27 protein-coding genes and 1 tRNA gene are annotated in these 26,900 nt (G+C 66.9%); 23 read left to right on the top strand and 5 right to left on the bottom strand.

All coding sequences use genetic code 11. The features are described 5' to 3' along the window. Window positions 1–188 precede the first annotated feature (188 nt). The 5 genes from BN2156_RS24615 (at window position 189) to BN2156_RS24595 (ending at window position 4,727) form a co-directional block, all read left to right on the top strand. Window positions 189–560, top strand: coding sequence for a hypothetical protein (locus BN2156_RS24615; RefSeq protein WP_090517653.1), 372 nt, complete (start codon window positions 189–191; stop codon window positions 558–560). 124 nt (window positions 561–684) lie between these two features. After that, window positions 685–2,040 (top strand): LLM class flavin-dependent oxidoreductase, encoded by a 1,356-nt coding sequence (locus tag BN2156_RS24610; RefSeq protein ID WP_090517652.1) that lies wholly within the window; start codon window positions 685–687, stop codon window positions 2,038–2,040. A gap of 13 nt (window positions 2,041–2,053) precedes the next feature. After that, entirely contained in the window at window positions 2,054–3,112 is a 1,059-nt protein-coding gene (locus BN2156_RS24605) for an ABC transporter substrate-binding protein (protein WP_090517651.1), read from the top strand. A 68-nt stretch (window positions 3,113–3,180) separates the two neighbouring features. Continuing rightward, complete coding sequence (locus BN2156_RS24600) at window positions 3,181–3,984, top strand: ABC transporter permease (RefSeq protein ID WP_235625544.1); 804 nt, start codon at window positions 3,181–3,183, stop codon at window positions 3,982–3,984. Then, window positions 3,960–4,727, top strand: a complete 768-nt coding sequence (locus BN2156_RS24595; protein ID WP_090517649.1) for an ABC transporter ATP-binding protein — start codon at window positions 3,960–3,962, stop codon at window positions 4,725–4,727. Before BN2156_RS24600 ends, BN2156_RS24595 begins: the two co-directional genes overlap by 25 nt. Window positions 4,728–4,763: 36 nt before the next feature. On the opposite strand, the gene BN2156_RS24590 is transcribed toward BN2156_RS24595, so the two are convergent. From BN2156_RS24590 to BN2156_RS24580, 3 genes are all read right to left on the bottom strand, one after another. Next, window positions 4,764–5,105, bottom strand: a complete 342-nt coding sequence (locus BN2156_RS24590) for a hypothetical protein (RefSeq protein WP_090517648.1) — start codon at window positions 5,103–5,105, stop codon at window positions 4,764–4,766. Window positions 5,106–5,219: 114 nt separating this feature from the next. Further along, complete coding sequence (locus BN2156_RS24585) at window positions 5,220–5,861, bottom strand: GntR family transcriptional regulator (RefSeq protein WP_235625493.1); 642 nt, start codon at window positions 5,859–5,861, stop codon at window positions 5,220–5,222. 31 nt (window positions 5,862–5,892) lie between these two features. Further along, window positions 5,893–7,050, bottom strand: a complete 1,158-nt coding sequence (locus BN2156_RS24580) for an acyl-CoA dehydrogenase family protein (protein ID WP_210436713.1) — start codon at window positions 7,048–7,050, stop codon at window positions 5,893–5,895. Between the two features lie 49 nt (window positions 7,051–7,099). On the opposite strand from BN2156_RS24580, the gene BN2156_RS24575 reads away from it, so the two are divergent. After that, complete coding sequence (locus tag BN2156_RS24575; protein ID WP_090517646.1) at window positions 7,100–7,513, top strand: YybH family protein; 414 nt, start codon at window positions 7,100–7,102, stop codon at window positions 7,511–7,513. A gap of 34 nt (window positions 7,514–7,547) precedes the next feature. Here BN2156_RS24575 and BN2156_RS24570 read toward each other — a convergent pair. Continuing rightward, a tRNA-Arg gene (locus tag BN2156_RS24570) sits at window positions 7,548–7,620 on the bottom strand. A gap of 105 nt (window positions 7,621–7,725) precedes the next feature. Here BN2156_RS24570 and argS point away from each other — a divergent pair. From argS to rho, 6 genes are all read left to right on the top strand, one after another. Further along, window positions 7,726–9,375, top strand: coding sequence for an arginine--tRNA ligase (gene argS / locus BN2156_RS24565; protein WP_090517645.1), 1,650 nt, complete (start codon window positions 7,726–7,728; stop codon window positions 9,373–9,375). Next, a complete protein-coding gene (gene lysA, locus BN2156_RS24560) occupies window positions 9,372–10,796 on the top strand; it encodes a diaminopimelate decarboxylase (protein WP_090517644.1) in 1,425 nt (474 codons plus the stop codon). Before argS ends, lysA begins: the two co-directional genes overlap by 4 nt. Further along, a complete protein-coding gene (locus BN2156_RS24555) occupies window positions 10,793–12,112 on the top strand; it encodes a homoserine dehydrogenase (RefSeq protein WP_090517643.1) in 1,320 nt (439 codons plus the stop codon). The genes lysA and BN2156_RS24555 overlap by 4 nt, the downstream gene beginning before the upstream one ends. Next, complete coding sequence (gene thrC, locus BN2156_RS24550; RefSeq protein WP_090517642.1) at window positions 12,109–13,209, top strand: threonine synthase; 1,101 nt, start codon at window positions 12,109–12,111, stop codon at window positions 13,207–13,209. The genes BN2156_RS24555 and thrC overlap by 4 nt, the downstream gene beginning before the upstream one ends. Before the next feature lie 5 nt (window positions 13,210–13,214). Beyond that, window positions 13,215–14,162, top strand: a complete 948-nt coding sequence (gene thrB, locus BN2156_RS24545; protein ID WP_090517641.1) for a homoserine kinase — start codon at window positions 13,215–13,217, stop codon at window positions 14,160–14,162. A gap of 313 nt (window positions 14,163–14,475) precedes the next feature. Beyond that, a complete protein-coding gene (gene rho, locus BN2156_RS24540) occupies window positions 14,476–16,491 on the top strand; it encodes a transcription termination factor Rho (RefSeq protein ID WP_090517640.1) in 2,016 nt (671 codons plus the stop codon). A 49-nt stretch (window positions 16,492–16,540) separates the two neighbouring features. On the opposite strand, the gene BN2156_RS24535 is transcribed toward rho, so the two are convergent. After that, window positions 16,541–17,146 (bottom strand): TetR/AcrR family transcriptional regulator, encoded by a 606-nt coding sequence (locus BN2156_RS24535; protein ID WP_090517639.1) that lies wholly within the window; start codon window positions 17,144–17,146, stop codon window positions 16,541–16,543. A gap of 125 nt (window positions 17,147–17,271) precedes the next feature. Between BN2156_RS24535 and fadD1 the strand changes: the two genes are divergently transcribed. The 11 genes from fadD1 to BN2156_RS24475 all read left to right on the top strand — a co-directional run bounded on the left by fadD1 (window position 17,272) and on the right by BN2156_RS24475 (window position 26,892). Next, window positions 17,272–18,825 carry a fatty-acid--CoA ligase FadD1 gene (gene fadD1, locus BN2156_RS24530; protein WP_090517638.1) on the top strand — a complete coding sequence of 518 codons (1,554 nt, stop codon included), beginning with the start codon at window positions 17,272–17,274 and terminating at the stop codon, window positions 18,823–18,825. A gap of 143 nt (window positions 18,826–18,968) precedes the next feature. Beyond that, on the top strand, window positions 18,969–19,211 hold the full coding sequence (gene rpmE, locus BN2156_RS24525; RefSeq protein ID WP_019344296.1) for a 50S ribosomal protein L31: 243 nt from the start codon (window positions 18,969–18,971) through the stop codon (window positions 19,209–19,211). Between the two features lie 102 nt (window positions 19,212–19,313). After that, the gene (gene prfA, locus BN2156_RS24520) at window positions 19,314–20,390 is read left to right on the top strand and encodes a peptide chain release factor 1 (RefSeq protein WP_090518516.1); all 1,077 of its coding nucleotides are present in this window, start codon (window positions 19,314–19,316) and stop codon (window positions 20,388–20,390) included. After that, on the top strand, window positions 20,387–21,232 hold the full coding sequence (gene prmC, locus BN2156_RS24515; protein WP_090517637.1) for a peptide chain release factor N(5)-glutamine methyltransferase: 846 nt from the start codon (window positions 20,387–20,389) through the stop codon (window positions 21,230–21,232). Before prfA ends, prmC begins: the two co-directional genes overlap by 4 nt. A 30-nt stretch (window positions 21,233–21,262) precedes the next feature. Continuing rightward, window positions 21,263–21,925: an L-threonylcarbamoyladenylate synthase gene (locus BN2156_RS24510; RefSeq protein ID WP_090517636.1), complete on the top strand. Its 663-nt coding sequence runs from the start codon at window positions 21,263–21,265 to the stop codon at window positions 21,923–21,925. 7 nt (window positions 21,926–21,932) lie between these two features. Continuing rightward, window positions 21,933–23,180 (top strand): glycosyltransferase family 4 protein, encoded by a 1,248-nt coding sequence (locus BN2156_RS24505; protein ID WP_090517635.1) that lies wholly within the window; start codon window positions 21,933–21,935, stop codon window positions 23,178–23,180. Window positions 23,181–23,446: 266 nt separating this feature from the next. After that, window positions 23,447–23,893, top strand: a complete 447-nt coding sequence (locus BN2156_RS24495) for an ATP synthase subunit I (RefSeq protein WP_090517634.1) — start codon at window positions 23,447–23,449, stop codon at window positions 23,891–23,893. 10 nt (window positions 23,894–23,903) lie between these two features. Continuing rightward, the gene (atpB, locus tag BN2156_RS24490; protein WP_162490953.1) at window positions 23,904–24,680 is read left to right on the top strand and encodes a F0F1 ATP synthase subunit A; all 777 of its coding nucleotides are present in this window, start codon (window positions 23,904–23,906) and stop codon (window positions 24,678–24,680) included. Between the two features lie 88 nt (window positions 24,681–24,768). After that, a complete protein-coding gene (locus BN2156_RS24485; RefSeq protein WP_003888102.1) occupies window positions 24,769–25,029 on the top strand; it encodes a F0F1 ATP synthase subunit C in 261 nt (86 codons plus the stop codon). A 9-nt stretch (window positions 25,030–25,038) separates the two neighbouring features. Continuing rightward, on the top strand, window positions 25,039–25,554 hold the full coding sequence (locus BN2156_RS24480; protein ID WP_090517633.1) for a F0F1 ATP synthase subunit B: 516 nt from the start codon (window positions 25,039–25,041) through the stop codon (window positions 25,552–25,554). Beyond that, window positions 25,555–26,892, top strand: coding sequence for a F0F1 ATP synthase subunit B/delta (locus BN2156_RS24475; RefSeq protein ID WP_090517632.1), 1,338 nt, complete (start codon window positions 25,555–25,557; stop codon window positions 26,890–26,892). Window positions 26,893–26,900 lie beyond the last annotated feature (8 nt).

Raw genomic sequence — 26,900 nt, 5'->3', positions numbered from 1 at the left:
TTCGCGGCGGGACACGACTGTTAACCTGCGCGTCGCCGTCCGTTCGGCATCGGCGGCGACGGTCCTGGGCCGAGCAGGCTACAGCAAACTATCTGGCGCGTCAGGCAGAACAGGCGTTCGGATGGTTTTGGCACTAGCGTGCACATCGTCGTCGTCAGACGGCGTCGGATACGACAGTTGGGGACCCCATGATTCAGAAGAGCTTGATCGCCACGACCCTCGCCGCGGGGGCCGTCGGCGCCGCGGTGGCGCTGTCCGCGCCCGCGTCGGCCGATACCAAGGGCAACAGCACCGTCGGGTGCTCGCCGTGTGACCGCGTCTCTTCGTCGGTCACCGATGCCGTCACCGATGCCGCCAAGAGCGCGCTCACCGGTGGGGTCGAGCTGCCCGAGAGCCCGATCGTCGACAAGTGGACCAACTTCCCCGGCGAGACCGCCGAGAAGTGGGGCGGCTTCCCCGGCAAGACTGCTGAGAAGTGGGCGACGTTCCCCGGCAAGACCGCCGAAAAGTGGGGCGGCTTCCCCGGCAAGGTCCTGAAGAAGTGGACCGGCCTGGGCTGACCCCGGCCGTCAGCGTCAGCTGCCTGGAGTTAGCTGAAATTTCGCTGATCCAAACTGTTCTCGCAGCGCAGCCCGCCCCCTGAAATGGACGCAGCCCGTACCTCGTCCAAAGGAGCTCGTCGCAATGGCTGCGCCAGCAAGGCAGTTGCACCTCAACGCATTCCTGCGCAACATCGGTCAACACGAAGCCGCGTGGCGCCTGCCCGAGACCGATCTGGCGGGCATCACCGACATCGCCCACTACATCGAGCTGGCCCGGATCGCCGAGCGCGGCAAACTCGATGCGGTCTTCTTCGCCGACCACCCGGTCCTCAAGGACCAGACCGAGTTTCGTCCCTTCGACGCGCTCGACCCGATCACCCTCGTCGCGGCGCTGGCCGGGGCGACCACCAAAGTCGGCCTGATCGCGACGGCGTCCACCACCTACAACGACCCGTACGGGCTGGCACGGCGGTTCGCCACCCTCGATCATGTGAGCCGGGGCCGGGCCGGCTGGAACGTCGTGACGACGGCCAATGCGTCGGCTGCGGCCAACTTCGGGGTGCCCACCCACCCCGACCCGGCGGCCCGCTACCGGCGTGCCGACGAGTTCCTGCAAGTGGCGCTGAAGTTGTGGGACAGCTGGGAAGACGACGCCATTGTCGGCGACAAAGACGCGCCGCGCTTCGTGGATCCGGCCAAGATCCACGCGATCAACCACTCCGGTCAGCACTTCGACGTGGCCGGGCCGCTGGAGGTACCGCGATCTCCGCAGGGGAACCCGGTGCTGTTCCAGGCCGGATCGTCCGAACCCGGCAAGGATCTGGCCGCCCGCTACGCCGAGGCCATCTTCACCGCGCAGCCCACCCTGGACGAGGCCCGCGACTTCTACCGCGACGTCAAGGCGCGCGTTCGCCGCTACGGCCGCAACCCCGACCAGGTGCACATCCTGCCCGGGCTGTCGGCGATCATCGGCGGCACCGAAGCCGAGGCGCACCAGCGTCAACGCGAACTCGAAGAACTCACCGTGCCCGATTACGGGCTCGATCAACTGAGTGCCATCGTCGGATTCGCGGTCACCAAGGACGATCTCGACCGCAAACTGAGCTTCCCGGCCGAGGATCCCGGCGACACGTTCATCAAGAGCCGGCTGGCCCTGGTGAAGCGGTTGGTGGAAACCGAGAACCTCACCGTCCGTGAGTTGTTGCTGCGGCTCAGCAGCGGTCGGGGGCATCGCCTGTTCGCCGGCACCCCCGAACAGGTCGCCGACACCATCGAGGAATGGTTCCGCACCGGCGCGGCGGACGGTTTCAACCTCATCCCGCCGGCGCTGCCGTCCTCGCTGACCGACTTCGTCGACCAGGTCGTCCCAGAGTTGCAGCGCCGCGGCATCTTCCGCGAGGACTACACCGGCACCACACTGCGTGACCATCTCGGCTTGGACCGCCCGGCCAGTCGATTCAGTACCGGCACGGACGCCCCCGTGTCGGCCGCGAGCTGACAGGGGACCTGACATGCGTAATCCGTTGACCCGCTTGACCCGGGTGGTTGTTGCCGCCGGCCTCATCGCGGGCATGGTCAGTGCCTGCCAGACATCGGGCTCCGGCACGTCGAATTCCGGCGGACTGTCCGCCGACGCACCGATCCCCGTGGCGGTTCCCGCGGGAACCAGCCTGGTGGTGGCCGACGACGCGAACCGGCTCAAGACCCTGTTCAAACTCTCCGGCGAGCAGGACCGGCTCAGTGCCGACGTCACCTACGCCAACTTCAGCAGCGGGCCGCTGCGTCTGGAGGCGATCCGTTCGGGCAACGCACAGCTGGGCCGGGTCGGCGATGTCCCGCCGATCCTGGCGCAGTATTCGGACGCCGGGGTACCCATCGTCGGCGCGGTGAGATACGACGGAAACGGACTGGTGCTGGCGACCTCGCCGGGTTCGGGCATCAAGACGTTGAAGGACCTGGCCGGCAAGAAGATTGCGATCAACGAAGGCACGGCACAACAGGCGGTCGTGCTGCGTAACCTCAAGTCGGTCGGTCTGAGTATCAAGGACGTGCAGCCGATCAATCTGGGATTGGCCGAGTTCGCCGACGGCTTGCGGGCCGAACAGGTCAACGCCGCGGTGCTCAAGCAACCGGACCGCGTCCGCTACCTCGCCTCCACCGCGGGGGAGGGGAGCATCGAAATCCCCAACGCCCCAGGCGCTTACCCAGGCCTGTACTACGTCTACGCCAGCCGGGACGCGCTGTCCGATCCGGCTCGCGCGGCCGCCATCCGCGAGTTCGTGATCGCGTGGTACCGCGCCGAGCAGTGGCTCAACGACAACAAGCAGACCTGGATCGACGAGTACCTGATCAAGGACCAGAAGGTGAGTCCGGAGGACGCCAAGGCGATTGCGGCGGCCGACGGAAAGTCATCGGTGCCGGGATTCACCGACGAGCTGATCAACACCCAGCAGGAGACCATCGACCTGCTGCAGCAGGCCGGCGCATTCTCCGGGAAACAACTGCACGCCAAGGACGAGTTCGATTCCCGGTTCGCCGATCTGAACGCGACGTCGACGGGCAAGCAGTGACCGCTGTGCACACGGTGCCGGCTACCACGGCGGTACCGGAATACGTTAAGGCCCGGGACTATCCGCATCTGGAGCACCGGTCGGGTACCCAGCGTCGCCGGCGGCTGGGACCGGGGCGGGTCATCCCCGGGGCATTGGCGATCGGACCGCTTCTGCTGGTGGCCGTCTGGATAATCACCTCGCAACTGGGCATCCTCGATCCGCGTACCCTGCCGCACCCCCTGGACATCGTGCGCACCATCGGCGAGATGTGGTCGGACGGACGGTTGCCCACGAACATCCTCGCCTCGCTCAAGCTGGCCTCGATCTCCTTGGCCATCGGGGTCGTACTCGGGCTGGCGCTCGCGCTCATCTCGGGGCTGAGCCGCATCGGGGAGGCCATCGTCGACGGGCCGATCCAGGTCAAGCGGGCGGTGCCGACCCTGGCCATCATCCCGTTGGCGATCATCTGGTTCGGCATCGGTGACACCATGAAGATCATCATCATCGCCACCAGCGTGTTGATTCCGGTGTACATCAACACCACCGCTCAGCTCAAAGGTGTCGACCTGCGCCACGTCGAACTGGCCGAAACCGTTGGGCTTTCCCGCAGTCAGTTCATCCGCAAGGTGGCCATCCCTGGTGCCCTGCCCGGATTCTTCACCGGACTGCGGCTCGCCGTCACCATCTCCTGGACCGCCCTGGTGGTCGTCGAGCAGGTCAACGCCACCAGCGGTATCGGTTATCTGATGACCCAGGCGCGTCTGTACGGGCAGCTGGACATCGTGGTGGTCGGCCTGCTGGTGTACGCGGTATTCGGACTCACCGGCGACTACGTCGTCCGCGCCATCGAGAGGAGGGCCCTGTCGTGGCGGCGCGCACTGGGAACCTGACCGAGGAAGTCGCCGTCGTCCGCCAACTCAGCCGATCATTCGGTGGCACAACGATTCTCGATGCGGTCGACCTAACCATCCGTAAAGGCGAGTTCGTGGCCCTGCTGGGGCGCAGCGGCTCCGGCAAGAGCACGCTGCTGCGCGCCCTGGCCGGGCTCGACCACGGCGTCGCCGGGACAGGCGATTTGTACGTCGCCCGCGACGTGTCGGTGGTGTTCCAGGATTCCCGGCTACTGCCGTGGTCGCGGGTGCTCGACAACGTCGCGCTCGGACTGTCCGGCCGCGAGGTCAGGCAACGGGCGAGCGCGGTGCTGGCCGACGTGGGGCTGGCCGGACGAGAAAACGCCTGGCCGTACGAACTGTCCGGTGGTGAGCAGCAGCGCGTGGCGCTGGCCCGCTCACTGGTGCGCGATCCGGCGCTGCTGCTGGCGGACGAGCCGTTCGGGGCCCTCGACGCCCTCACCCGGGTCCGCATGCACCAACTCCTCAAGGAGCTGTGCGCCAAGTACGAACCCGGGGTGCTGCTGGTGACCCACGATGTCGACGAGGCCGTGACACTGGCCGACCGGGTTCTCGTGCTCGACGGGGGACGTTTCGTCGTTGACCGGAAGCTGGACTTCCACACCCCCGATGCCCGCACTTACCGCAACCCGGAGTTCATCGCGCATCGCGAGGCACTGCTCGCCGCGCTCGGGGTCGGAGAATCAGGCCCCCATAAACAGATCAGTGGTGATCCGCTGTAAACGGATCACCACTGATGTAGGGCGGTGTGCGGAGGTTTACTCCTCTTCACCACCACCGGACCACTTGTCCTGAAGATTCTTGGGGAAGTCGTTCCACTTCTTGGCGACCTCGCCGGGCGCATTGGCCCACTTATCTGCGGTGTCGGCGGGGAAGCTGCCCCACTTACCGGTGATGCTGTCGGGGAAGGTGGCCCACTTGTTCGCCTGGATCTCGGTGGCGCAGGCCCACTTCTCACCGCTGGTGGGCGTGTAGCCGTCCTCGCTGTTGATCTTGTCGACGATGTCGGAGCAGTTCGGTGCGGCCGCGGCCGGTGCGGCGAGCGCGAGCCCCGCGCTGATGGCGCCGGCGGCCACCGCCGCTGCAACGAGCTTGTGCATCGCTTGTCCCCCCATGGAATGTCGAAACGTTGGGGCAACTGTATACCGTGCCGGCCCAGTTTGCTGAAGTTGTTTTTTCATTGCCAACACACCAGTAATCGGTGCGTTTCCGCGTCAGCCGGCTTCGCCGTCTTGTGCCAGGTGATCGGCCAGCAGCGCACCGGCGTTGCGGATGTGGCGGGCCATGGCGGCGCGGGCCTGCTCGGGATCGCCTGCCCGCAGGTGCTCGATGATGGCGCGGTGATCCTGGGCCGAGGCCTCGGGCCAGCCCTCCACCGCGGCGAAGAACTTGCGCGGTGCGTATGCCAGCGTCGTCTTGATCAGCCAGCGCATCTTGCGTGACCCGCTCAGTCGGTAGATCAGGGCATGGAACTCATGGTTGAGACGTTCTTCCTCGTCGAAATCTCTGGCGGCAGCGGCACGTTCGAGCGCGTCCTGGATGCGCTCGAGTTCATCGACGGTTGCGGGGGTGATCGTCGCGGCGGTGCGGGCGGTGAGCTCGCCGCCCAGCAGCGCCTGGGCGTCGTAGATGTCGCGGATGTCCTCGCTCGACAGCGCGGTCACCATGAAGCCGCGCCGAGGCTCCACCGACAGGAAGCCCTCGGTCTGAAGCTGGAGCAGGCCTTCGCGCGCCGGGGTGGCGCTGATCCCGAGTTCGTCGGCGACCATCTCCGGACGGATGAACTCCCCGGAATGCAGCTGCCCCGAAACGATGAGCTCACGAACGTGGGCCGCCGCGACGTCGGACAACCGCATCGGTGTGCGTCTCCTGTTCATCTCGGTGGCCTCAGATGTCCAGCCCGCCGCGTTTGACCAGCTGCTTGGCGATCACGCCGCGCTGGATCTCGTTGGTGCCCTCTCCGACGATCATCAGTGGTGCGTCACGGAAGTAGCGCTCGACGTCGTATTCGGTGGAGTAGCCGTAGCCGCCGTGGATCCGGACCGCGTTCAGCGCGATCTCCATCGCGGTCTCGGAGGCGAACAGTTTGGCCATCCCGGCCTCCATGTCGCAGCGGCCTCCGGCGTCGATGCGCTCGGCCGCATCGAGCAGCAGGCTGCGGGCGGCGTAGAGCTTGGTGCCCATGTCGGCGAGCATGTTGCCGACGGACTGGTGCTGCCAGATCGGCACCCCGAAGCTCTCCCGGTCCTGCGCGTATTGCAGTGCGTCATCGAAGGCGGCCCGTGCCACCCCGGTCGCCCTGGCCGCGACCTGGATCCGCCCGACCTCCAGGCCCTTCATCATCTGGGCGAAGCCGCGTCCTTCGACGTCACCGAGGACGGCGTCCGAATCCACCCGGCAGTCAACGAAATTGATCTCGCAACTCTCGACACCCTTGTAGCCCAGTTTGGGCAGGTCCTTGGAGACCGTGAAGCCGGGCACCTTCTCCACCAACAGGATCGACACACCCTTGTGCGCAGGCGTGGCGGAAGGATCGGTCTTGCACAACAACGCGACGAGACCGGCTTTACGCGCATTACTGATCCAGGTCTTCGACCCGTTGATGACGTAGCCAGACTCGTCCTTTGTCGCCACCGTGCGCATGGCCTGCAGGTCGGAGCCGCCGCCGGGTTCGGTGAGCGCCATCGTCGCGCGCAGCTCGCCGGTGGCCATGCGGGGGAGGTAGCGCTGCTTCTGCTCTTCGGTGCCGAACTGCAGCAGCAGCTTGGAGACCACGGTGTGCCCGCCCATGGCGCCGGCCAGGCTCATCCAGCCGCGCGCGAGCTCCTCGGTGACCTGCGCATAGCAGGGCATCGAAACCGCGGCGAACCCATACGGTTCGGGGATCGCCAGGCCGAAGATGCCCATCTCCTTCATCGCCTCGATGAGGTCTTCGGGATAGGTGTTCGTGTGCTCGAGTTCCCGGACGACGGGCCGGACCTGCTTGTCGACGAAGTCGTGGACGGTGGTGACGATGGCCTGCTCTTCGGCGGACAAGGTGATCACTGTGGCTTTCCTCCCTAACTTTATAGAAAATATTCTATAGAGTTTGGGTATGTCTGACTCGACCGATCCGATGGCGGCGGTCCGCCGGTATATCGACGCCTTCAACAACGGTGATGCCGACGCGATGGCCGCGGTGTGCGCTGATCCCATGCAAATTCTCGACGGCATGGCGCCGCATGTGTGGCAGGGGCCGAGGGCAACTCAAGACTGGTGGCGCGATGTGCTCACCGAAGGGCAACATCTCGGCGCATCGGGGTACCGCATCACGCTCGATGAGCCACGGCATGTCGACGTCAACGGGGACTGCGGCTATGTCGTCGTTCCGGCGACGATGACGTTCGACCTCAAGGGGCAGACGGTCGTGCAGACCGGGGGAGTCTTCACGGTCGCACTCCGCGATGGTGCCGACGGATGGCGGCTGAGCGCCTGGGCGTGGGCCAAGGGAACCAACAGCCCTGCATGAGCTGTTTGTACAGGTGAGAGTGGATTTTGAAGAGTGCCCCCGGCAGGATTCGAACCTGCGGCCTTCTGCTCCGGAGGCAGACGCTCTATCCCCTGAGCTACGGGGGCGCGGGCTGAAGATCAGCTGCGCCGATTGGGCTTGCATAGCGTAGCGCATAGAAGAGCGAATACGGATTCGGGGCGCGGGGACCCCAGACCATAGGATGGACCCTCGTGACCCCCGCCGACCTTGCAGAGCTGCTCAAGGCTACTGCCGCCGCAGTGCTGACCGAACACGACCTGGACACCGCCGCGTTGCCCGACACCGTCACGGTCGAGCGCCCGCGCAACCTTGAGCACGGCGACTACGCGACCAACCTCGCGCTGCAGCTCGGTAAGAAGGTCGGCGTCAATCCGCGCGAGCTGGCCGGCTGGCTGGCCACCGCCCTGACCGCAGCCGACGGCGTCGCCGCCGCCGAGGTCGCCGGGCCCGGGTTCGTCAACCTGCGCATCGAGGCGTCCGCGCAGGGCGTCATCGTCACCAACGTGCTGGGTGCGGGTGCGGCCTACGGCAATTCCACCGAGCTGAACGAGAAGGTCAACCTGGAGTTCGTCTCGGCCAACCCGACCGGACCCATCCATATCGGCGGCACCCGCTGGGCCGCCGTGGGCGATGCGCTTGGCCGGCTGCTGTCCACCCAGGGGGCCGACGTCACCCGCGAGTACTACTTCAACGACCACGGCGCCCAGATCGACCGGTTCGCCCGCTCGTTGGTCGCCGCGGCCAAGGGGGAGCCGGCCCCGGAGGACGGCTACGCCGGTACCTACATCAACGACATCGCCGCGTCCGTGCTGGCCAAACGCCCCGATGTGATGAGCCTGCCCGCCGACGAGCAGCAGGAAACCTTCCGTGTGATCGGCGTGGACCTGATGTTCACCCACATCAAGGAATCGCTGCACGAGTTCGGCACCGACTTCGACGTCTACACCCACGAAGACTCGATGCACACCTCCGGCCGCGTGGACCAGGCCATCGCCAAGCTGCGCGAGACCGGCAACATTTACGAGAAGGACGGCGCAACCTGGTTGCGCACCACCGAATTCGGCGACGACAAGGACCGCGTCGTCATCAAGAGCGACGGCAACGCCGCCTACATCGCTGGTGACCTCGCCTACTACCTCGACAAGCGCCAGCGCGGATTCGACCTGTGCATCTACATGCTCGGCGCCGACCACCACGGTTACATCGCCCGGCTGAAGGCGGCCGCCGCGGCGCTCGGGGACAACCCGGACACCGTCGAGGTGCTGATCGGGCAGATGGTCAATCTGGTCCGCGACGGCCAGCCGGTGCGGATGAGCAAGCGGGCCGGCACCGTCATCACCCTCGACGATCTGGTCGAGGCAATCGGCGTGGACGCCGCGCGGTACTCGCTCATCCGGTCTTCGGTGGACACCCCGATCGACATCGATCTGGCGCTGTGGTCCAGTGCGTCCAACGAAAACCCGGTCTACTACGTGCAATACGCACACGCCCGGCTGTCGGCCCTGGCGCGCAACGCCGCCGACCTCGGCGTCACCGCCGACACCGCCCACCTGGATCTGCTGACCCATGAGAAAGAGGGCATCCTGATCCGCAACCTGGGCGAGTTCCCCCGGGTGCTCAAGGCCGCTGCCGCGCTGCGGGAGCCGCACCGGGTGTGCCGGTACCTGGAAGACCTGGCCGGGGACTACCACCGGTTCTACGACGCCTGCCGCGTGCTGCCGCAGGGCGATGAAAACCCGGGCGAGCTCAATTCGGCACGGCTCGCCCTGTGTGACGCCACCCGTCAGGTGATCGCCAACGGTCTGGCCATCCTCGGTGTCACCGCCCCGGAGCGGATGTGAACGCGCATCCCGCCGGACCCAGGCACGCCGAGGAGATCCACCACCCCGGCGCGCCCGAGAAGCCGCAGACCCCTGACGAAATCCTGCTGCTGGCCCCGAACGTGTGGCCCCGCAACCTGGTTCGCGGCAACGACGGAGTGGTGACGATCGCCGGGGTACCCGTCACCGAGCTGGCGGCCCAATACGGCACCCCGCTGTTCGTGATCGACGAGGACGACTTCCGGTCCCGCTGCCGCGATATCGCCGCGGCCTTCGGCGGTGGCGACTACGTGCACTACGCCGCCAAGGCGTTCCTGTGCAGCGAGATCGCGCGGTGGGTCGACCAGGAGGGCCTGTCCCTCGACGTCGCAACCGGGGGAGAGTTGGCCGTTGCCCTGCACGCGAACTTCCCGCCCGAGCGAATCACCCTGCACGGCAACAACAAATCCGTCGCTGAGCTGACCACCGCGGTCAAGGCCGGGGTCGGGCACGTGGTGGTCGATTCCCTGATCGAGATCGAGCGCCTGGACGAGGTCGCCGCAGCGGCGGGCATCGTCCAGGACGTGCTGGTCCGGGTTACCCCGGGCGTGGAGGCGCACACCCACGAGTTCATCTCGACCGCGCACGAGGACCAGAAGTTCGGCCTGTCGCTGGCCAGCGGTGCGGCGATGGAAGCGGTCCGCAAGGTGTTCGCCACCGACAACCTGCGCCTGGTCGGATTGCACAGCCACATCGGCAGCCAGATCTTCGATGTGGCCGGCTTCGAAGTGGCCGCCCACCGGGTGATCGGCCTACTGCGCGATGTCGTCTCCGAGTTCGGGGTCGAGAAGACGTCGCAGATGTCGGTCATCGACCTGGGTGGCGGTCTGGGCATTTCCTATGTGCCGCAAGATGATCCGCCGCCGATGCAGGAGCTTGCCGACAAGCTCAAGGCCATCGTGCGCAGCGAGTCCGAGGCCGTCGGGCTGCCCACGCCCAAGCTGGTGGTGGAACCGGGCCGCGCCATCGCCGGTCCGGGCACCATCACGCTCTACGAGGTCGGCACCGTCAAGGACGTCGCGGTCAGCGCCTCGGCGCAGCGGCGCTACGTGAGCGTCGACGGCGGGATGAGCGACAACATCCGCCCGGCCCTGTACGACGCCGAATACGACGCGCGACTGGTCTCCCGCGTCAGCGACGCACCCGCGGCCCTGGCGCGCATCGTCGGAAAACACTGCGAGACCGGTGACATCATCGTCCGCGATACCTGGGTCTCCGATGACATCGCGCCGGGCGATCTGCTGGCAGTGGCCGCGACCGGCGCCTACTGCTACTCGATGTCGAGTCGGTACAACCTGCTGTGCCGGCCCGCCGTGGTGGCGGTGAAGGACGGCAAGACGCGGTTGGTGCTCCGCCGGGAGACCGTCGACGATCTTTTGAGCCTGGAGGTGAGTGGTCAATGAGTGAGAAGTCCATCGGCGTAGCGGTCCTGGGGCTGGGCAACGTCGGCAGCGAAGTGGTGCGCATCATCAACGAGAGCGCCACCGATCTCGCAGCCCGTATCGGTGCCCCGCTCGAGCTGCGCGGTATCGGAGTGCGCAAGGTCTCCGGTGACCGTGGCGTGCCGAAGGATCTGCTCACCGACGACATCATGGAGTTGGTGTCACGCGACGACGTCGACATCGTGGTGGAGTTGATGGGTCCGGTGAAGCCGGCCCGCAAGGCCATCCTCGCCGCGCTCGAACAGGGCAAGTCGGTGGTCACCGCCAACAAGGCGCTGATGGCGCAGTCCACCGGTGAACTCGCGCAGGCCGCCGAAAAGGCGCGCGTGGACCTGTATTTCGAGGCCGCGGTGGCGGGTGCCATCCCGGTCATCCGGCCGCTCACCCAATCGCTGGCCGGCGACACGGTGCTGCGGGTGGCCGGCATCGTCAACGGCACCACCAACTACATCCTGTCCGAGATGGACAGCACCGGCGCCGATTACACCTCGGCCCTGGCCGACGCCGGCGCGCTGGGTTACGCCGAGGCCGATCCCACCGCCGACGTCGAGGGCTACGACGCCGCGGCCAAGGCCGCGATCCTGGCCTCGATCGCCTTCCACACCCGGGTCACCGCCGACGACGTGTATCGCGAAGGCATCACCAAGGTGAGCGCGGCCGACTTCGAGTCCGCACGCGCGCTGGGTTGCACCATCAAGCTCCTGGCCATCTGTGAGCGGCTGACCAGTGATGAAGGCAAGCAACGTGTTTCGGCCCGGGTCTACCCGGCACTGGTGCCGTTGTCCCACCCGCTCGCCGCGGTCAACGGCGCCTTCAACGCGGTGGTGGTCGAGGCCGAGGCGGCCGGCCGGCTGATGTTCTACGGCCAGGGCGCCGGGGGAGCGCCGACCGCATCGGCGGTGATGGGCGACGTCGTGATGGCCGCGCGCAACCGGGTCCAGGGTGGCCGTGGCCCGCGCGAATCGAAGTACGCCAAGTTGCCGATCGCCCCGATCGGGTTCATCCCCACCCGTTACTACGTCAACATGAATGTTTCGGACCGGCCCGGCGTGTTGTCCGCCGTGGCAGCCGAATTCGCCAAGCGTGAGGTCAGCATCGCCGAGGTGCGCCAGGAGGGCATGGTCGACGAGGAGGGGCAGCCGTGTGGCGCCCGGATCGTCGTGGTCACCCACCAGGCCACCGATGCCGCGCTCTCGGAAACCGTCGAGGCGCTGGCCGATCTCGACGTGGTGCAGACCATCAACAGCGTGCTGCGTATGGAAGGAACGACCGCATGAACCCCGGGACGCAAGGAAAGACCAGCGCAGGGCCGGTGCACCGGCCCTGGCCGGGATTGATCGAGGCCTACCGTGACCGGCTGCCGGTCGGCGACGACTGGACGCCGATCACCTTGCTCGAGGGCGGCACGCCGCTCATCCACGCCAAGCGTCTGAGTGAACTCACCGGCTGCACAGTGCATCTCAAGGTCGAGGGGCTCAACCCGACCGGGTCCTTCAAGGACCGCGGGATGACCGTGGCGGTCACCGAGTCGCTGGCCCGTGGGCAGCAGGCCGTGCTGTGTGCCTCCACCGGCAACACCTCCGCTTCTGCGGCGGCCTACGCCGCCCAGGCCGGGATCACCTGTGCGGTGCTGATTCCGCAGGGCAAGATCGCGATGGGCAAGCTGGCGCAGGCAGTGATGTACGGCGCCAAGATCATTCAGGTCGACGGCAACTTCGACGACTGCCTGGAGCTGGCCCGCAAGATCACCGCGGACTTCCCGACCATCGCCCTGGTGAACTCGGTCAACCCCTACCGCATCGAGGGCCAGAAGACCGCCGCATTCGAGATCGTCGACGCCCTCGGCACCGCCCCTGACGTGCACTCACTGCCTGTGGGCAACGCGGGCAACATCACTGCCTACTGGAAGGGCTACCGCGAGTACCACCGCGACGGCCTGTCCGAACGGTTGCCGCGCATGCTCGGCACCCAGGCAGCCGGAGCCGCTCCGCTGGTGCTCGGCGAGCCGGTGAAGGAGCCCGAGACCATCGCCACCGCGATCCGGATCGGTTCGCCGGCGTCGTGGTCCGGAGCTGTCGAGGCTCAGCAGCAGTCCAACGGCCGCTTCCTGGCCGCCACCGACGAGGAGATCCTCGCCGCGTATCACCTGGTCGCCCGCAGCGAAGGCGTGTTCGTCGAGCCCGCGTCGGCGGCCAGCATCGCGGGCCTGCTCAAGTCGGTCGAGGACGGGTGGGTCAAGCGTGGCTCCACCGTGGTCTGCACCGTCACCGGCAACGGTCTCAAGGATCCCGACACCGCGCTCAAGGGCATGCCCACCGTCACCGCGGTGCCGGTGGATCCGGTGGCCGTCGTCGCCAAGCTCGGACTGGTCTGAGCCTGGTGACTCAGACCCTGCCCGCCGGGCTCACGGCCACTGCTGTCGTCGCAGCGTCCAGCGCCAACCTCGGCCCAGGCTTCGACAGCCTCGGGCTGGCGTTGAGCCTGTACGACGAGATCATCGTCGAGACAACCGAATCCGGCCTTCAGTTGGAGGTCGAGGGCGAGGGGGCAGGCCAGGTTCCGCTTGATGCGACCCATCTTGTGGTGCGGGCCATCGAGGCGGGGTTGCAGGCCACCGGCCATCGCGCTGCCGGGCTGATCGTGCGCTGCCGCAACGAGATTCCCCATTCTCGTGGCCTCGGGTCATCAGCTGCCGCCGTTGTCGGCGGTCTGGCGGCGGTCAACGGCCTTGTGGCGCAAGCTGGTTCGGACCCGATGAATGAAGAGCAGCTGATTCAGCTGTCCAGCGAGTTCGAGGGGCATTCGGACAACGCCGCGGCAGCGGTGCTGGGTGGAGCGGTGGTGTCCTGGACCGAGACCGGTGACGACGAGCGGCCGCGGTACCGCGCGGCACCGGTGCGGGTGCATCCGGACATCCGGCTGTTTCCCGCGGTTCCGCAGGTACGGTCGTCCACCGCCGAGACCCGCGCGGTGCTGCCCGAGGAGGTCAGCCACCTCGACGCGCGCTTCAACGTCAGCCGGGCGGCCCTGCTCGTCGTGGCGTTGAGCGAGCGCCCGGATCTGTTGATGGCCGCCACGCAGGATGTGTTGCATCAGCCACAACGCGCCGCGGCGATGCCGGCCTCGGCGGAATACCTGCAGCGGTTGCGGCGTTGTGGAGTGGCAGCAGTGCTGTCCGGGGCCGGACCTACGGTCCTGGGGCTGAGTTCGCAGGTGGGACTACCTGATGAGGCCATCGAATACGGCACTGCGCAGGGGTTCACCGTCAGGGAAATGTCGGTCGGAGCGGGCGTCCGCTGGACGTCGGGCGTGGCCGCCAGGAACTGACGATTGAGCGACACGAGAAGAAGCAAACACCACACGCCCAGCGTTGACGTTGCTTGATTACTTCACCAAAGCGGGTTATTCTCGCTCTCGTCCAGCACTCGCAGCGTTTCTGCCTGCGTCGACACCAGGACGACCACCCAATCTTCTTGTGTTCTACTCGTGGACTGACGGTTCGCCGTATATCGGCGAATCCTGGCGATCGCCGTTGCACAGGCGACGGTGTGAGCTACGCGCTCAGCGGTTCAGCTGAACGCGCATCGACCTTTGGGGAACCCTCGTACGACCTGATGCGCGAGGGAAAGAAAGGAAATCCGTGACAGATACGGACCTCTTCACGGCTGACAGCGCCAATGGCGCTGGAGATATACCGAACGCCGTGACATCTGAAAGCACTGCGACCGCTGACACCGCGGCCCCGGCTGCTGCCTCTGCGCCCGGTTCGGACACCGCGCGGCGCGCTTCGAGCGCCCGGCCCGCGTCGCTGTCGACCATGGTGCTGCCTGAGCTGCGAGCGCTGGCCAAGGAAATCGGTGTTGAAGGCGCGTCCGGTTTGCGCAAGAGTGAATTGATCGCAGCCATTCGCGCCCACCGCGGCGAATCCAACGGCGCCACCCAGGCCCCGGAGAACGCCCCCGCCGACGTCCAGCCGGACGCCGGCGCCGAGGCCGCTGAGCAGCCCGCGACCCGTCGTCGTGAACGCCGGGGTTCCTCGCGTCAGGCCGGTGCCCCGGTCGCCGAGGCCACTCAGGACGACTCGGCGGCCGCAGCCGCCGAGGCTCCCAAGGGCGAGGCTAAGGCGCAGTCCGCGGCCGAGGCCGACACCAAGGATGCCGAACCTGCCGCTGAGCAGCAGGAAAAGCCCGCCAAGCAGGACAAGCGTGACCGCCAGGAACGGCGTGAGAAGCGCGAGCAGCGCGACCAGTCCGACGGCGAGAACAAGGGCGACAACAAGGGCGACCGCGACCAGAAGCAGGACAAGGGCCAGGCCCGCGACCAGTCCGATCAGCAGGACAACCAGCAGAACCGGGGCGGAAACTCGTCAGGCAACAACGATGGCGATGACGACGGCGAGGGCCGTCAGGGCCGCCGCGGCCGCCGGTTCCGTGACCGTGACCGTCGCCGCCGTGGAGAGCGCGGCGCCGAGGGTGGAAACGAGACCGAGCTGCGTGAGGACGACGTCGTCCAGCCGGTCGCCGGCATCCTCGATGTCCTCGACAACTACGCATTCGTCCGTACCTCGGGCTACCTGGCCGGGCCGAACGACGTCTACGTGTCGATGAACATGGTGCGCAAGAACGGTCTGCGCCGTGGCGATGCGGTCACCGGCGCGGTGCGCGTGCCCCGAGAGGGCGACGGCGGTGGCAACAACCCGCGGCAGAAGTTCAACCCGCTGGTGCGCCTGGACAGCGTCAACGGTGGTCCCGTCGAAGCGGCCAAGAACCGCCCCGACTTCACCAAGCTGACCCCGCTGTACCCGAACCAGCGGCTGCGCCTGGAGACCACGCCCGAGCGGCTGACCACCCGCGTGATCGACCTGATCATGCCGATCGGTAAGGGCCAGCGCGCCCTGATCGTGTCGCCGCCCAAGGCCGGCAAGACCACGATCATGCAGGACATCGCCAACGCGATCACCAAGAACAACCCGGAATGCCACCTCATGGTGGTGCTCGTCGACGAGCGTCCGGAAGAGGTCACCGACATGCAGCGTTCGGTGAAGGGCGAGGTCATCGCCTCGACGTTCGACCGTCCGCCGTCAGACCACACCCAGGCCGCCGAGCTGGCGATCGAGCGGGCCAAGCGCCTGGTCGAGCAGGGCAAGGACGTCGTGGTGCTGCTGGACTCGATCACCCGGCTGGGCCGCGCGTACAACAACGCGTCCCCGGCCTCGGGCCGCATCCTGTCCGGTGGTGTGGACTCCACCGCGCTGTACCCGCCCAAGCGGTTCCTCGGCGCGGCGCGCAACATCGAGCACGGCGGCTCGCTGACCATCATCGCCACGGCGATGGTCGAGACCGGTTCGACGGGTGACACCGTGATCTTCGAGGAGTTCAAGGGCACCGGTAACGCCGAGCTCAAGCTGGACCGCAAGATCGCCGAGCGCCGGGTGTTCCCCGCGGTCGACGTCAACCCGTCCGGCACCCGCAAGGACGAGCTGCTGCTGTCCCCGGATGAGTTCGCGATCGTGCACAAGCTGCGCCGCGTGCTGTCCGGCCTGGATTCGCACCAGGCCATCGACCTGCTGATGAGCCAGCTGCGCAAGACCAAGAACAACTACGAGTTCCTGGTGCAGGTCTCCAAGACCGCCCCGGGCTCGATGGACGTCGACTAAGTACGACAACGTGAAAGGCCCCCGATATTCGGGGGCCTTTTGCGTGCCGTCAGGAAGTTGTCGCCGGGCGCAGCGCGGGCATCAGGTAGCGCCGAACCTGGGCGAGGACCGCGTCCCCGTCACTGGGATCCAGTGTGTTGCCCGGCACGGTCGCCAGCGAGATCAACACTCGCGCAACCCATTCCGACGCCTCGGGGAGGTTGATGTCGGCGCGGACCTCGCCGCGGTCGCGGGCGGCCGCCAGGTAGGGCGACCAGAATTCGGCGAGATCGGGGATCATGCCCTGTACGCCGGCGCCCGCACAGGCGGCGAACTCCTCGGGCTCGTCGGTGCGGAGCTTCATCAACACCGCGCCGGGATCGTCGTACGCCCGCAGGCCGTTGGCGACACCCCAGGCGATCTGCCGGTCCAGCCCGTCGATCTGCTCGAGCATGGCCTGGGCTTCCGACCAGAACGTGTCGTTGAGCCGCACGATCACCGCGCCCAGCAGGGTCACCTTGTCAGGGAAGTGGCGGTACAGCCACCCGCGCGATACGCCTGCGGCCTCGGCCACCTCGGAGACGGTGGTGGCGCGAATGCCCTTGGTGCGCAGACATTCCTCGGCAGCGTCTATCAGTCGATCTCGCACGCTGCGCGGGGCCGTGGTGCTGGTCAACTGTGGTGTCTCCTGGTCTTCTGGCGGTGGTTAGGTACATGATTCTGCCAAGGGTGTATCCCGTCGCGCCACAACCATGGTAGACAGTTTTCTAAATCTGTTCACTAATCTTTGGGGATCATCGGATGGCCGAAACGCTGCAGCAGCTGCTCCGCGAGCGCGAAGGAGGCGACACGGTCGCCGTCAAGTACGGCGACCGTACCTGGACCTGGCGCGAGCACATCGGCGAGGCGAAGGCCCAGGCGGCCTCCCTGATCGGCATGGCCGATCCGCAGCGCCCGCTGCATGTCGGCACCCTGCTGGGCAACACCCCCGACATGCTGACCGCGCTGGCCGCCGCGGCACTCGGCGGCTACGTGCTGTGCGGGATCAACAACACCCGCCGGGGCGAGGCGCTGGCCCGCGATATCGCCCGGGTCGAATGTCAATTCGTGCTCGTGGACCCGCAGCACCGCGAGCTGCTCGACGGTGTCGAGCTGCCGGGGGTCACCGTCATCGACGTGTCGGAAGCAGTCTGGTCGCCGCAGGAACTCACCCCGCACCGCGAGGTCGGGCCCGACGACACCTTCATGATGATTTTCACCTCGGGCACCAGCGGTGAGCCCAAGGCGGTCGAGGTGGCACATTCCATCGTGCTGTTCTCGGCTGCGGCACTGGTACAGCGTTACGACCTCACCGAGGCGGACACCTGCTACCTGGCCATGCCGTTGTTCCACTCGAACGGCGTGTACGCGGGCTGGGGCGTGGCACTCGGATCCGGTGCCGCCATGGCGCCGGCACAGTTCTCCGCGTCCGGTTTCCTGCCGGACATCCGCCGCTACGGCGCCACCTACATGAACTACGTGGGCAAGCCGCTGGCCTACATCCTGGCCACCCCCGCCCACGACGACGACCACGACAACACGCTGCGGGTGGCGTTCGGCAACGAGGCCGCCGACCGCGACATCGACGAGTTCAGCCGGCGGTTCGGCTGCAGTGTGTGGGATGGGTTCGGCTCTACCGAGCTGGCGATCATCATCACCCGCTCCGAGGGCACCCCGCCCGGCAGCGTCGGCCAGGGATTTCCCGGGGTGGCGATATACAACCCGGAAACCGTTGAGGAGTGCGAGGTCGCCCGGTTCGACGAGACCGGCGCGCTGGTCAACGCCGACGCCGCCACCGGCGAGCTGGTCAACACCAACGGCAGCGGGATGTTCCGCGGCTACCACAACGATCAGGACGCGACCGACGAGCGGCTCCGGCACGGCATGTACTGGTCGGGCGACCTGGCCTACCGCGACGCCGACGGCTGGATCTACCTGGCCGGGCGGACCGCGGACTGGATGCGGGTGGACGGCGAGAACATCACCGCCGCGCCGATCGAGCGGATCCTGTTGCGGGAGGCGGTCATCAGCCGCGTCGCGGTCTACCCTGTCCCCGACGAATTCGTCGGCGATCAGGTGATGGCGGCCATCGTGCTGCGCGACGGTCAGACCCTGACACCGGAATCGTTCGCGGAGTTCCTCGCCGCGCAAGCGGACCTGTCGCCCAAGTCCTGGCCGCGGTACGTCTGGCTCGCCGACGATCTGCCCAGCACCGCGACCAACAAGATCCTCAAGCGTGAACTGGTCGCGCTCGGTGCCGATCCGGCCGGTCGCGTGCTGTGGAAGCGCGACGGCACGGCCTACACAGCCATGTGACCGAACCGGCGAGGAATAGTGGCCGGTCATCGCGCGTTTAGGCTGTTGGCGGTTGACCTGGCATAATGGACCGCCGACCCTCGGTCCCGGTTCACGTCCATCTGAATTGCGGGCGACCCGGGCCAACGATTGAAGAGGAACCCATGAAAACAGGCATTCACCCTGAGTATGTCGAGACCACGGTGCACTGTGGTTGCGGCAATACCTTCCAGACCCGTAGCACCAAGCAGAGCGGCCAGATCGTGGTCGAGGTCTGCTCGCAGTGCCACCCGTTCTACACCGGCAAGCAGAAGATCCTCGACAGCGGCGGCCGCGTGGCCCGCTTCGAGAAGCGGTACGGCAAGCGCAAGCCTGCCGGTGATCAGGCTGCCGCAGCCGACAAGTAGCTACGTCAACGGCGCCCGATCTGTCGCATATGCGTCAGATCTGGGCGCTGTTCTCGTTTTCAGGAACGAGTTGGCGGCATAAGTGGAAAGGATGTGGCTGACGTGACGGATACCGCTCCCGCGATCGAGGCGCTGCTCGCTGAGCACGCGGACCTGGAGCGCCAGCTCGCCGATCCCAACCTGCACGCCGATGCCTCGGCCGCGCGCAAGGTGGGCCGCCGTTTCGCCCAGGTGTCGCCTGTCGTCGGCACCTACCGCAAGCTCGAAGCCGCTCGCGGCGATCTCGAGGCGGCCCGTGAACTCGCGGCCGACGATCCCAGCTTCGCCGACGAGGTGGACGAGCTGACCGCCAAGGTCACCGAGCTCGACGCGCAGCTGACCGACCAGCTCGCGCCCCGCGACCCGCACGACGCCGATGACATCGTGCTTGAGGTCAAGTCCGGGGAAGGCGGAGAGGAATCGGCGCTGTTCGCCGCCGACCTGGCCCGGATGTACATCCGGTACGCTGAGCGGCACGGCTGGACGGTGACCGTGCTCGACGAGACGTGGTCCGACCTCGGCGGCTACAAGGACGCCACGATCACCATCGCCAGCAAGGGCGATTCCGCCGACGGCGTGTGGTCGCGCATGAAGTTCGAGGGCGGCGTCCACCGCGTCCAGCGGGTGCCCGTCACCGAATCGCAGGGCCGCGTGCACACCTCGGCCGCCGGCGTCCTGGTCTATCCCGAGCCCGAAGACGTCGAGCAGGTGCAGATCGACGAGTCCGATCTGCGCATCGACGTCTACCGGTCCTCCGGCAAGGGCGGACAGGGCGTGAACACGACCGACTCCGCGGTCCGCATCACCCACCTGCCCACGGGAATCGTCGTGACATGCCAGAACGAGCGCTCGCAGCTGCAGAACAAGGCCCGGGCCATGGTGGTGCTCGCCGCGCGACTGCAGGCGCTTGCCGAGGAGCAGGCGTCGGCCGACGCATCGGCCGACCGAGCCAGCCAGATCCGCACGGTGGACCGCAGCGAACGGATCCGCACCTACAACTTCCCCGAGAACCGGATCGCGGATCACCGCATCAACTTCAAGGCGCACAACCTCGATCAGGTGCTCGACGGGGACATGGACGCGTTGCTCGATGCGCTGGGTGCCGCCGACAAACAGGCCCGGCTGCAGCAGCAGTCATGACCCGTCTGCGGCAGGCGATCGAGGCCGCAACGGCACGCCTGGCCGCCGCCGGCGTCGCCTCCCCGCGTATCGACGCCGAGCTGCTGGCCGCACACATCGTGGGTGTCGACCGCAGCCGGCTGATGTTTGTCGACGAGCCCGGCGGCCGGTTCGAGCAGGACTATGACGAACTCGTCGCCGCCCGGTCCCGCCGCATCCCTTTGCAGCACCTGGTCGGCACCGCGCCGTTCGGTCCGTTGACGCTCGCCGTCGGCCCCGGTGTGTTCATCCCGCGCCCGGAAACCGAGGCGCTGCTGGAATGGGCGTGTGCACAACGGCTACCGGACAACCCGCTGATCGTCGACCTGTGCACCGGCTCGGGCGCGTTGGCGTTGGGGCTGGCCGCGCGGTGGCCCGATGCGCGGGTGCTGGCCGTCGAGAACTCGTCGGCGGCCCTGGAATTTGCGCGACGCAACGCGGCGGGCACGCCCGTCGAAATCGTCGAAGCCGACGTCACCACGCCGGGCCTGCTGGCCGAGCTCGATGCCCGGGTGGACCTGCTGGTATCCAACCCGCCCTATATCCCAGAGGCTGCGATCCTGGAACCCGAAGTGGCCGAACATGATCCCGCTGCCGCGCTGTTCGGCGGCCCGGACGGCATGTCGGTGATCCGGCCGATCGTCACCCTCGCCGCGCGGTGGTTGCGCGACGGTGCGCCGTGCGGCATCGAACACGATGACACCACTTCCGAGCTGTGCGTCGGCACTTTCGCCGACGACGGACACTTCACCGGGGTCACCGCGCGTCGTGACCTCGCCGGGCGACCCCGCTTTGTCACGGCGACGCGGATTGCGAGAAGCTGAGTTGATGCGCGCACCGACCGGGGAGCCGACATGACCATCTTCGATTGCACCGATGCCGATCAGCGTGCGACCGGCATCGCCTCGGCGGTCAGCGCGGTCAAAGGTGGCCGGCTCGTGGTGATGCCCACCGACACCGTCTACGGCATCGGGGCCGACGCGTTCGATTCGGAAGCGGTGGGTGCACTGCTGGCGGCCAAGGGCCGGGGCCGCAACATGCCCGTCGGTGTGTTCGTCGGTTCGTGGAACACCATCGACGGGCTGGTGTACTCCGTGCCGCCGGCCGCCCGCGAGTTGATCCGGGCGTTCTGGCCGGGTGCGCTGAGCCTGGTGGTCACGCAGGCACCGTCGCTGCAGTGGGATCTCGGTGACGCCAACGGCAGCGTCATGCTGCGGATGCCGCTGCACCCGGTGGCCATCGAGTTGCTGCGGGAAGTCGGGCCCATGGCGCAGTCCAGTGCCAATGTCTCGGGCCAGCCGGCCGCGGTGACCGCTGCCGAGGCCCACGAGCAACTCGGTGACAAGGTCGAGGTCTATCTCGACGGCGGGCCCGCCGAACAACAGGCCGCATCCACGATCGTCGACCTCACCGGCGTCCAGCCGCGCATCCTGCGGACGGGCCCGATCAGTGCGGCGGACATCGCCAGGGTCGTCGGCGTGGAAACGTCCACGCTCACAACAACACCTACGGAGTGATCTCAGCTTGCTGCAGTACGGTTCATCGGTGATGTCGGCCGGTGACGTAGTGATCCCCGCGGTCAATTCCGGCCTTCTCGCGCTGTCGGACCGGGGGGCCGGTGTGCCGCTGCGTGAGCTGGCTCTGGTCGGGCTGACCGCCGCGATCATCACGTACTTCGCCACCGGCTGGGTGCGGGTGCTGGCCATTCGCGTCGGCGCCGTCGCCTACCCGCGGGAACGCGACGTCCACGTACAGCCGATCCCGCGCATGGGCGGGTTGGCCATGTACATCGGGGTCGCCGCGGCGGTGCTGCTGGCCTCGCAACTGCCGGCACTCACACGGGGATTCGTCTACTCGACCGGTATGCCCGCGGTCGTGGTGGCCGGCGGGCTGATCATGGCCATCGGGTTGATCGACGACCGCTGGGGGCTGGACGCGCTGACCAAGTTCGCCGGCCAGATCACCGCGGCCAGCGTGCTGGTCACCATGGGTGTGGCCTGGAGCGTGCTCTACATCCCGATCGGGGGAGTGGGCACGATCGTGCTCGACCAGGTCTCGTCGATCCTGCTGACGCTGGCGCTCACGGTGTCGATCGTCAACGCCATGAACTTCGTCGACGGACTGGACGGTCTGGCCGCCGGGCTCGGACTCATCACCGCGCTGGCCATCTGCATCTTCTCGGTCGGGCTGCTGCGCGATCACGGTGGCGACGTCCTGTTCTACCCGCCGGCGGTGATCTCGGTGGTGCTGGCCGGGGCCTGCCTGGGTTTCCTGCCACACAACTTCCACCGGGCCAGGATCTTCATGGGAGATTCGGGGTCCATGCTGATCGGTCTCATGCTGGGCGCGGCGTCGACGACAGCCGCCGGACCCATCTCACAGAACGCCTACGGGGCGCGTGACGTCTTCGCGCTGATGTCGCCATTCCTGCTCGTGATCGCCGTGATGCTGGTGCCCGCACTGGACACGTTGCTCGCGATCGTGCGACGCACTCGCGCCGGCCGCAGCCCGCTCAGCCCCGACAAGATGCATCTGCATCACCGGTTGCTGCAGATCGGGCACTCGCATCGCCGCGCCGTGTTGCTGATCTACCTGTGGGTCGGCATCATCGCCTTCGGCGCGGCAGCCACGATCTTCTTCGATCCGCGCTACACCGGCGCGGTCGTGGTGGCCGCAATTCTGGTGGCGATCGTGGTGACTCTCATTCCGCTGCTGCAACGCGGGAACGAAGCCGCCGAAGACGAGCACGAGGCGAAGTACGACGAAAAGTAGTAGGCCACGTTTAGGGGTGCCTACCATGTGTTAGGGTGCTGCCAGAACCCGAAAAACCTCGCGGGTTGCCGGCCCGGCCCATCGGTTCGACGAACCGTCAGGTGCCGATCAACGACCGACAAAGGGAGCTACCCCGTGGGTGATTCAAGCCCGCCCGCCGCCCTCCGATATTCTCGGCGGGCACGCACAGGGTTTTGCCAGGGGGCAGCAACCGTTGGCATCTCCGAGTGTGCAGCTTTTCGTGACAGCGGGATTGGGGTGAAGCAGTGACGACGCCAGCGCAAGACGCGCCGTTGGTGTTCCCGTCGGTGGCCTTCCGGCCGCTGCGTCTCCTGATCGTTTGCGTCGCACTGACCGCGCTGGCCATTCTGGCCGCCGGATTCACCGGACACATCTTCTTCGGCGTCTTCTTCGGCGTCGGCCTGGCACTCGGCTTGGTCAACGCCCTACTGGTGCGCCGCGCCGTCGAATCGATCACGGCCGAGGACCACCCGCTCAAGAAGAAGATGGCCGTCAACTCCGCGACGCGGCTGCTGATCATCACCGCGATCGCACTCGGCATCGCATTTGTCTTCAAAACCTCGGGCGGCATCGCGGTGCTGTTCGGGCTGGCGATTTTCCAGGCTCTGCTGGTGATGAGCACCAGCATCCCCGTGCTGCGGAAGATCCGCTCTAACGGCCTGGATGTCTTGGATACGGAATCGAAGGGTTGAGCTGACCTATATGACTCAGACGACGACGGTGCTCGCCGCCGAAGAGGGTGGCGCCGCCATCCACGTCGGCCACCACACGATGGTGTTCGAGCTGTTCGGGATGACGTTCAACGGTGACACCATCCTGGCCACCGCGATCACCGCGGTGATCGTGATCGGCCTGGCGTTCGTCCTGCGCGCCAAGGTCACCTCCACCGGCGTGCCGGGTGGTGTGCAGCTGTTCTGGGAGGCCCTGACCATCCAGATGCGCGGTCAGATCGAGAGCTCGATCGGTATGAAGGTCGCGCCGTTCGTGCTGCCCCTGGCTGTGGCGCTGTTCTCGTTCATCCTGATCTCCAACTGGCTCGCCGTCCTTCCGCTTCAGTACGGCGGGGCTGACGGCGCGGCCGCGGAGTGGTACAAGCCGCCGGCCTCCGACATCAACTTCGTGCTGGCGCTGGCCCTGTTCGTGTTCGTCTGCTACCACGCGGCCGGCATCTGGCGCCGTGGCATCATCGGCCACCCGAAGCAGTTGCTCAAGGGTCACGTCACCGCGCTGATGCCGATCAACATCGTCGAGGAACTCGCCAAGCCGATCTCGCTGGCCCTCCGTCTTTTCGGCAACATCTTCGCCGGCGGCATCCTGGTCGCGCTGATCGCGATGTTCCCCTGGTACATCCAGTGGGCACCCAATGCGATCTGGAAGACCTTCGACCTCTTCGTCGGCCTGATCCAGGCATTCATCTTCTCGCTGCTGACGATCCTGTACTTCAGCCAGTCGATGGAGCTTGAGCACGATGACCATTGAGCCCACTGATCCGCACATCTGACCCCTACAACCGCATCACACGAACCTCTGGCGGCGCAGCCACCAGTTATCAAGGAGGATAAAAGGAATGGAACTCGACCCCAACGCCCTCATCACGGCCGGCGCGCTGATCGGTGGCGGTTTGATCATGGGCGGCGGCGCCATCGGCGCTGGTATCGGTGACGGTATCGCGGGTAACGCGCTGATCTCGGGTATCGCCCGGCAGCCCGAGGCCCAGGGCCGGCTGTTCACCCCGTTCTTCATCACCGTCGGTCTGGTGGAGGCCGCGTACTTCATCAACCTGGCCTTCATGGCGCTGTTCGTATTCGCCACCCCGGGCCTGCAGTAGTCCATCAGCATGGGTGAACTGAGCGCAACGATCCTGGCTGCCAGCCAGGCAGCGGAGGAAGGCGGAGGGGGCCAGAGCAACTTCCTGGTCCCCAACGGCACCTTCTTCGCCGTGCTGATCATCTTCTTGATCACGCTGGCAGTCATCTGGAAATGGGTTGTGCCACCGGTCGGCAAGGTGCTGGCAGAGCGTGAAGCGATGCTGGCCAAGACCGCCGCCGACAATCGGAAGTCAGCCGAGCAGGTGGCCGCGGCGCAGGCCGACTACGACGAGGCGATGGCCGGGGCCCGTACCCAGGCGTCGGCCATTCGTGACCAGGCCCGTGCCGCGGGCCGCGAGGTAGTCGATGCCAAGCGTGCCGAGGCAGGCACCGAGGTGGCCGAGAATGTGCGCCAGGCCGATGAGCAGCTCGCTGCCCAGAGCGCCGAGGTGCGGTCGGGCCTGGAGTCGTCGGTGGACGGACTTTCGCAGACCCTGGCCAGCCGAATTTTGGGCGTCGACGTGAAATCAGGTGGGACGCAGTAGATGTCGATATTTATCGGGCAGCTGATCGGCTTTGCCGTCATCGCATTCATCATCATCAAGTGGGTGGTGCCTCCGGTGCGGAGCCTGATGCAGAAGCAACAGGAAGCCGTGCGGGTCGCCCTCGCAGAGAGCGCTGAAGCGGCCAAGAAACTCGCTGATGCTGATGAGATGCACGCCAAGGCACTCGCCGACGCCAAGGCCGAATCGGCCAAGGTGACCGACGAGGCCACGCAGGACTCTGAGCGGATCACCGCTCAGCTGGCCGAGCAGGCGGGCACGGAGGCCGAGCGGATCAAGGCGCAGGGTGCTCAGCAGGTTCAGCTGATGCGCCAGCAGCTCATCCGCCAGCTGCGGACCGGTCTCGGATCGGAATCGGTGGCCAAGGCCGACGCTCTGGTGCGCGCCCACGTTGCCGACCCGGCCGCGCAGGCGGCCACCGTGGACCGGTTCCTCGCCGAGCTGGACCAGATGGCTCCGTCGGCCTTCGTGATCGACACCGCCGCGACGGCCAAGCTGCGCGCGGCCAGCCGCGAGTCGCTGGCCGTCCTGGTCGACAAATTCGATTCGGTCGCAAGCGGTCTCGATGCCGACGCGCTGACCGCGCTCGCCAACGAGCTGTCGTCGGTGGCCAAGCTGCTGCTGTCGGAGTCCGTGCTCGGCAAGCATCTCGCCGAGCCGACCGACGATGCCGCCCCCAAGGTGCGGCTGCTTGAGACGTTGCTGTCCGGCAAGGTCGGCGACACCGCCCTGGATCTGCTGCGGACCGCGGTCTCGCAGCGCTGGTCGACCGAGTCGAACCTGGTCGACGCCATTGAACACATCGCACGTCTGGCGCTGCTGAAGCGCGCCGAGACCGCGGGTGAGGTCGACGAGGTGGAGGACCAGCTGTTCCGGTTCGGCCGCCTGCTCGACGCAGAGCCCAAGCTCTCGGCTCTGCTCAGTGACTACACCACCCCGGCCGACGGCCGAGTTGCCTTGCTGGACAAGGTTCTCGTCGGAAACACGGGTGTGAACGGAACCGCAGCGGCGCTGCTGACCCAGACCGTGGGGCTGCTGCGCGGTGAGCGGGCCGACGAGGCGGTCATCGACCTCGCCGAGCTCGCAGTGGCCCGTCGCGGTGAGGTGGTCGCCCACGTGACCGCCGCTGCTGAGCTCACCGATACCCAGCGGACCCGGCTGTCGGAGGTGCTCACGCGCATCTACGGACACCCGGTGTCGGTGCAGCTGCACGTCGACCCGGAACTGCTCGGTGGTCTGTCGATCACCGTCGGTGACGAAGTGATCGACGGCTCCATCGCATCCCGCCTGGCTGCGGCACAGAGCCAGCTGCCGGACTGATAACCCCC

This window comes from Mycolicibacterium neworleansense (assembly GCF_001245615.1).
In the GTDB taxonomy this organism is placed as follows: Bacteria; Actinomycetota; Actinomycetes; order Mycobacteriales; family Mycobacteriaceae; genus Mycobacterium; species Mycobacterium neworleansense.
The sequence above is the reverse complement of the archived record's forward strand: the minus strand, read 5'-3'. Positions and strand labels throughout refer to the sequence as shown.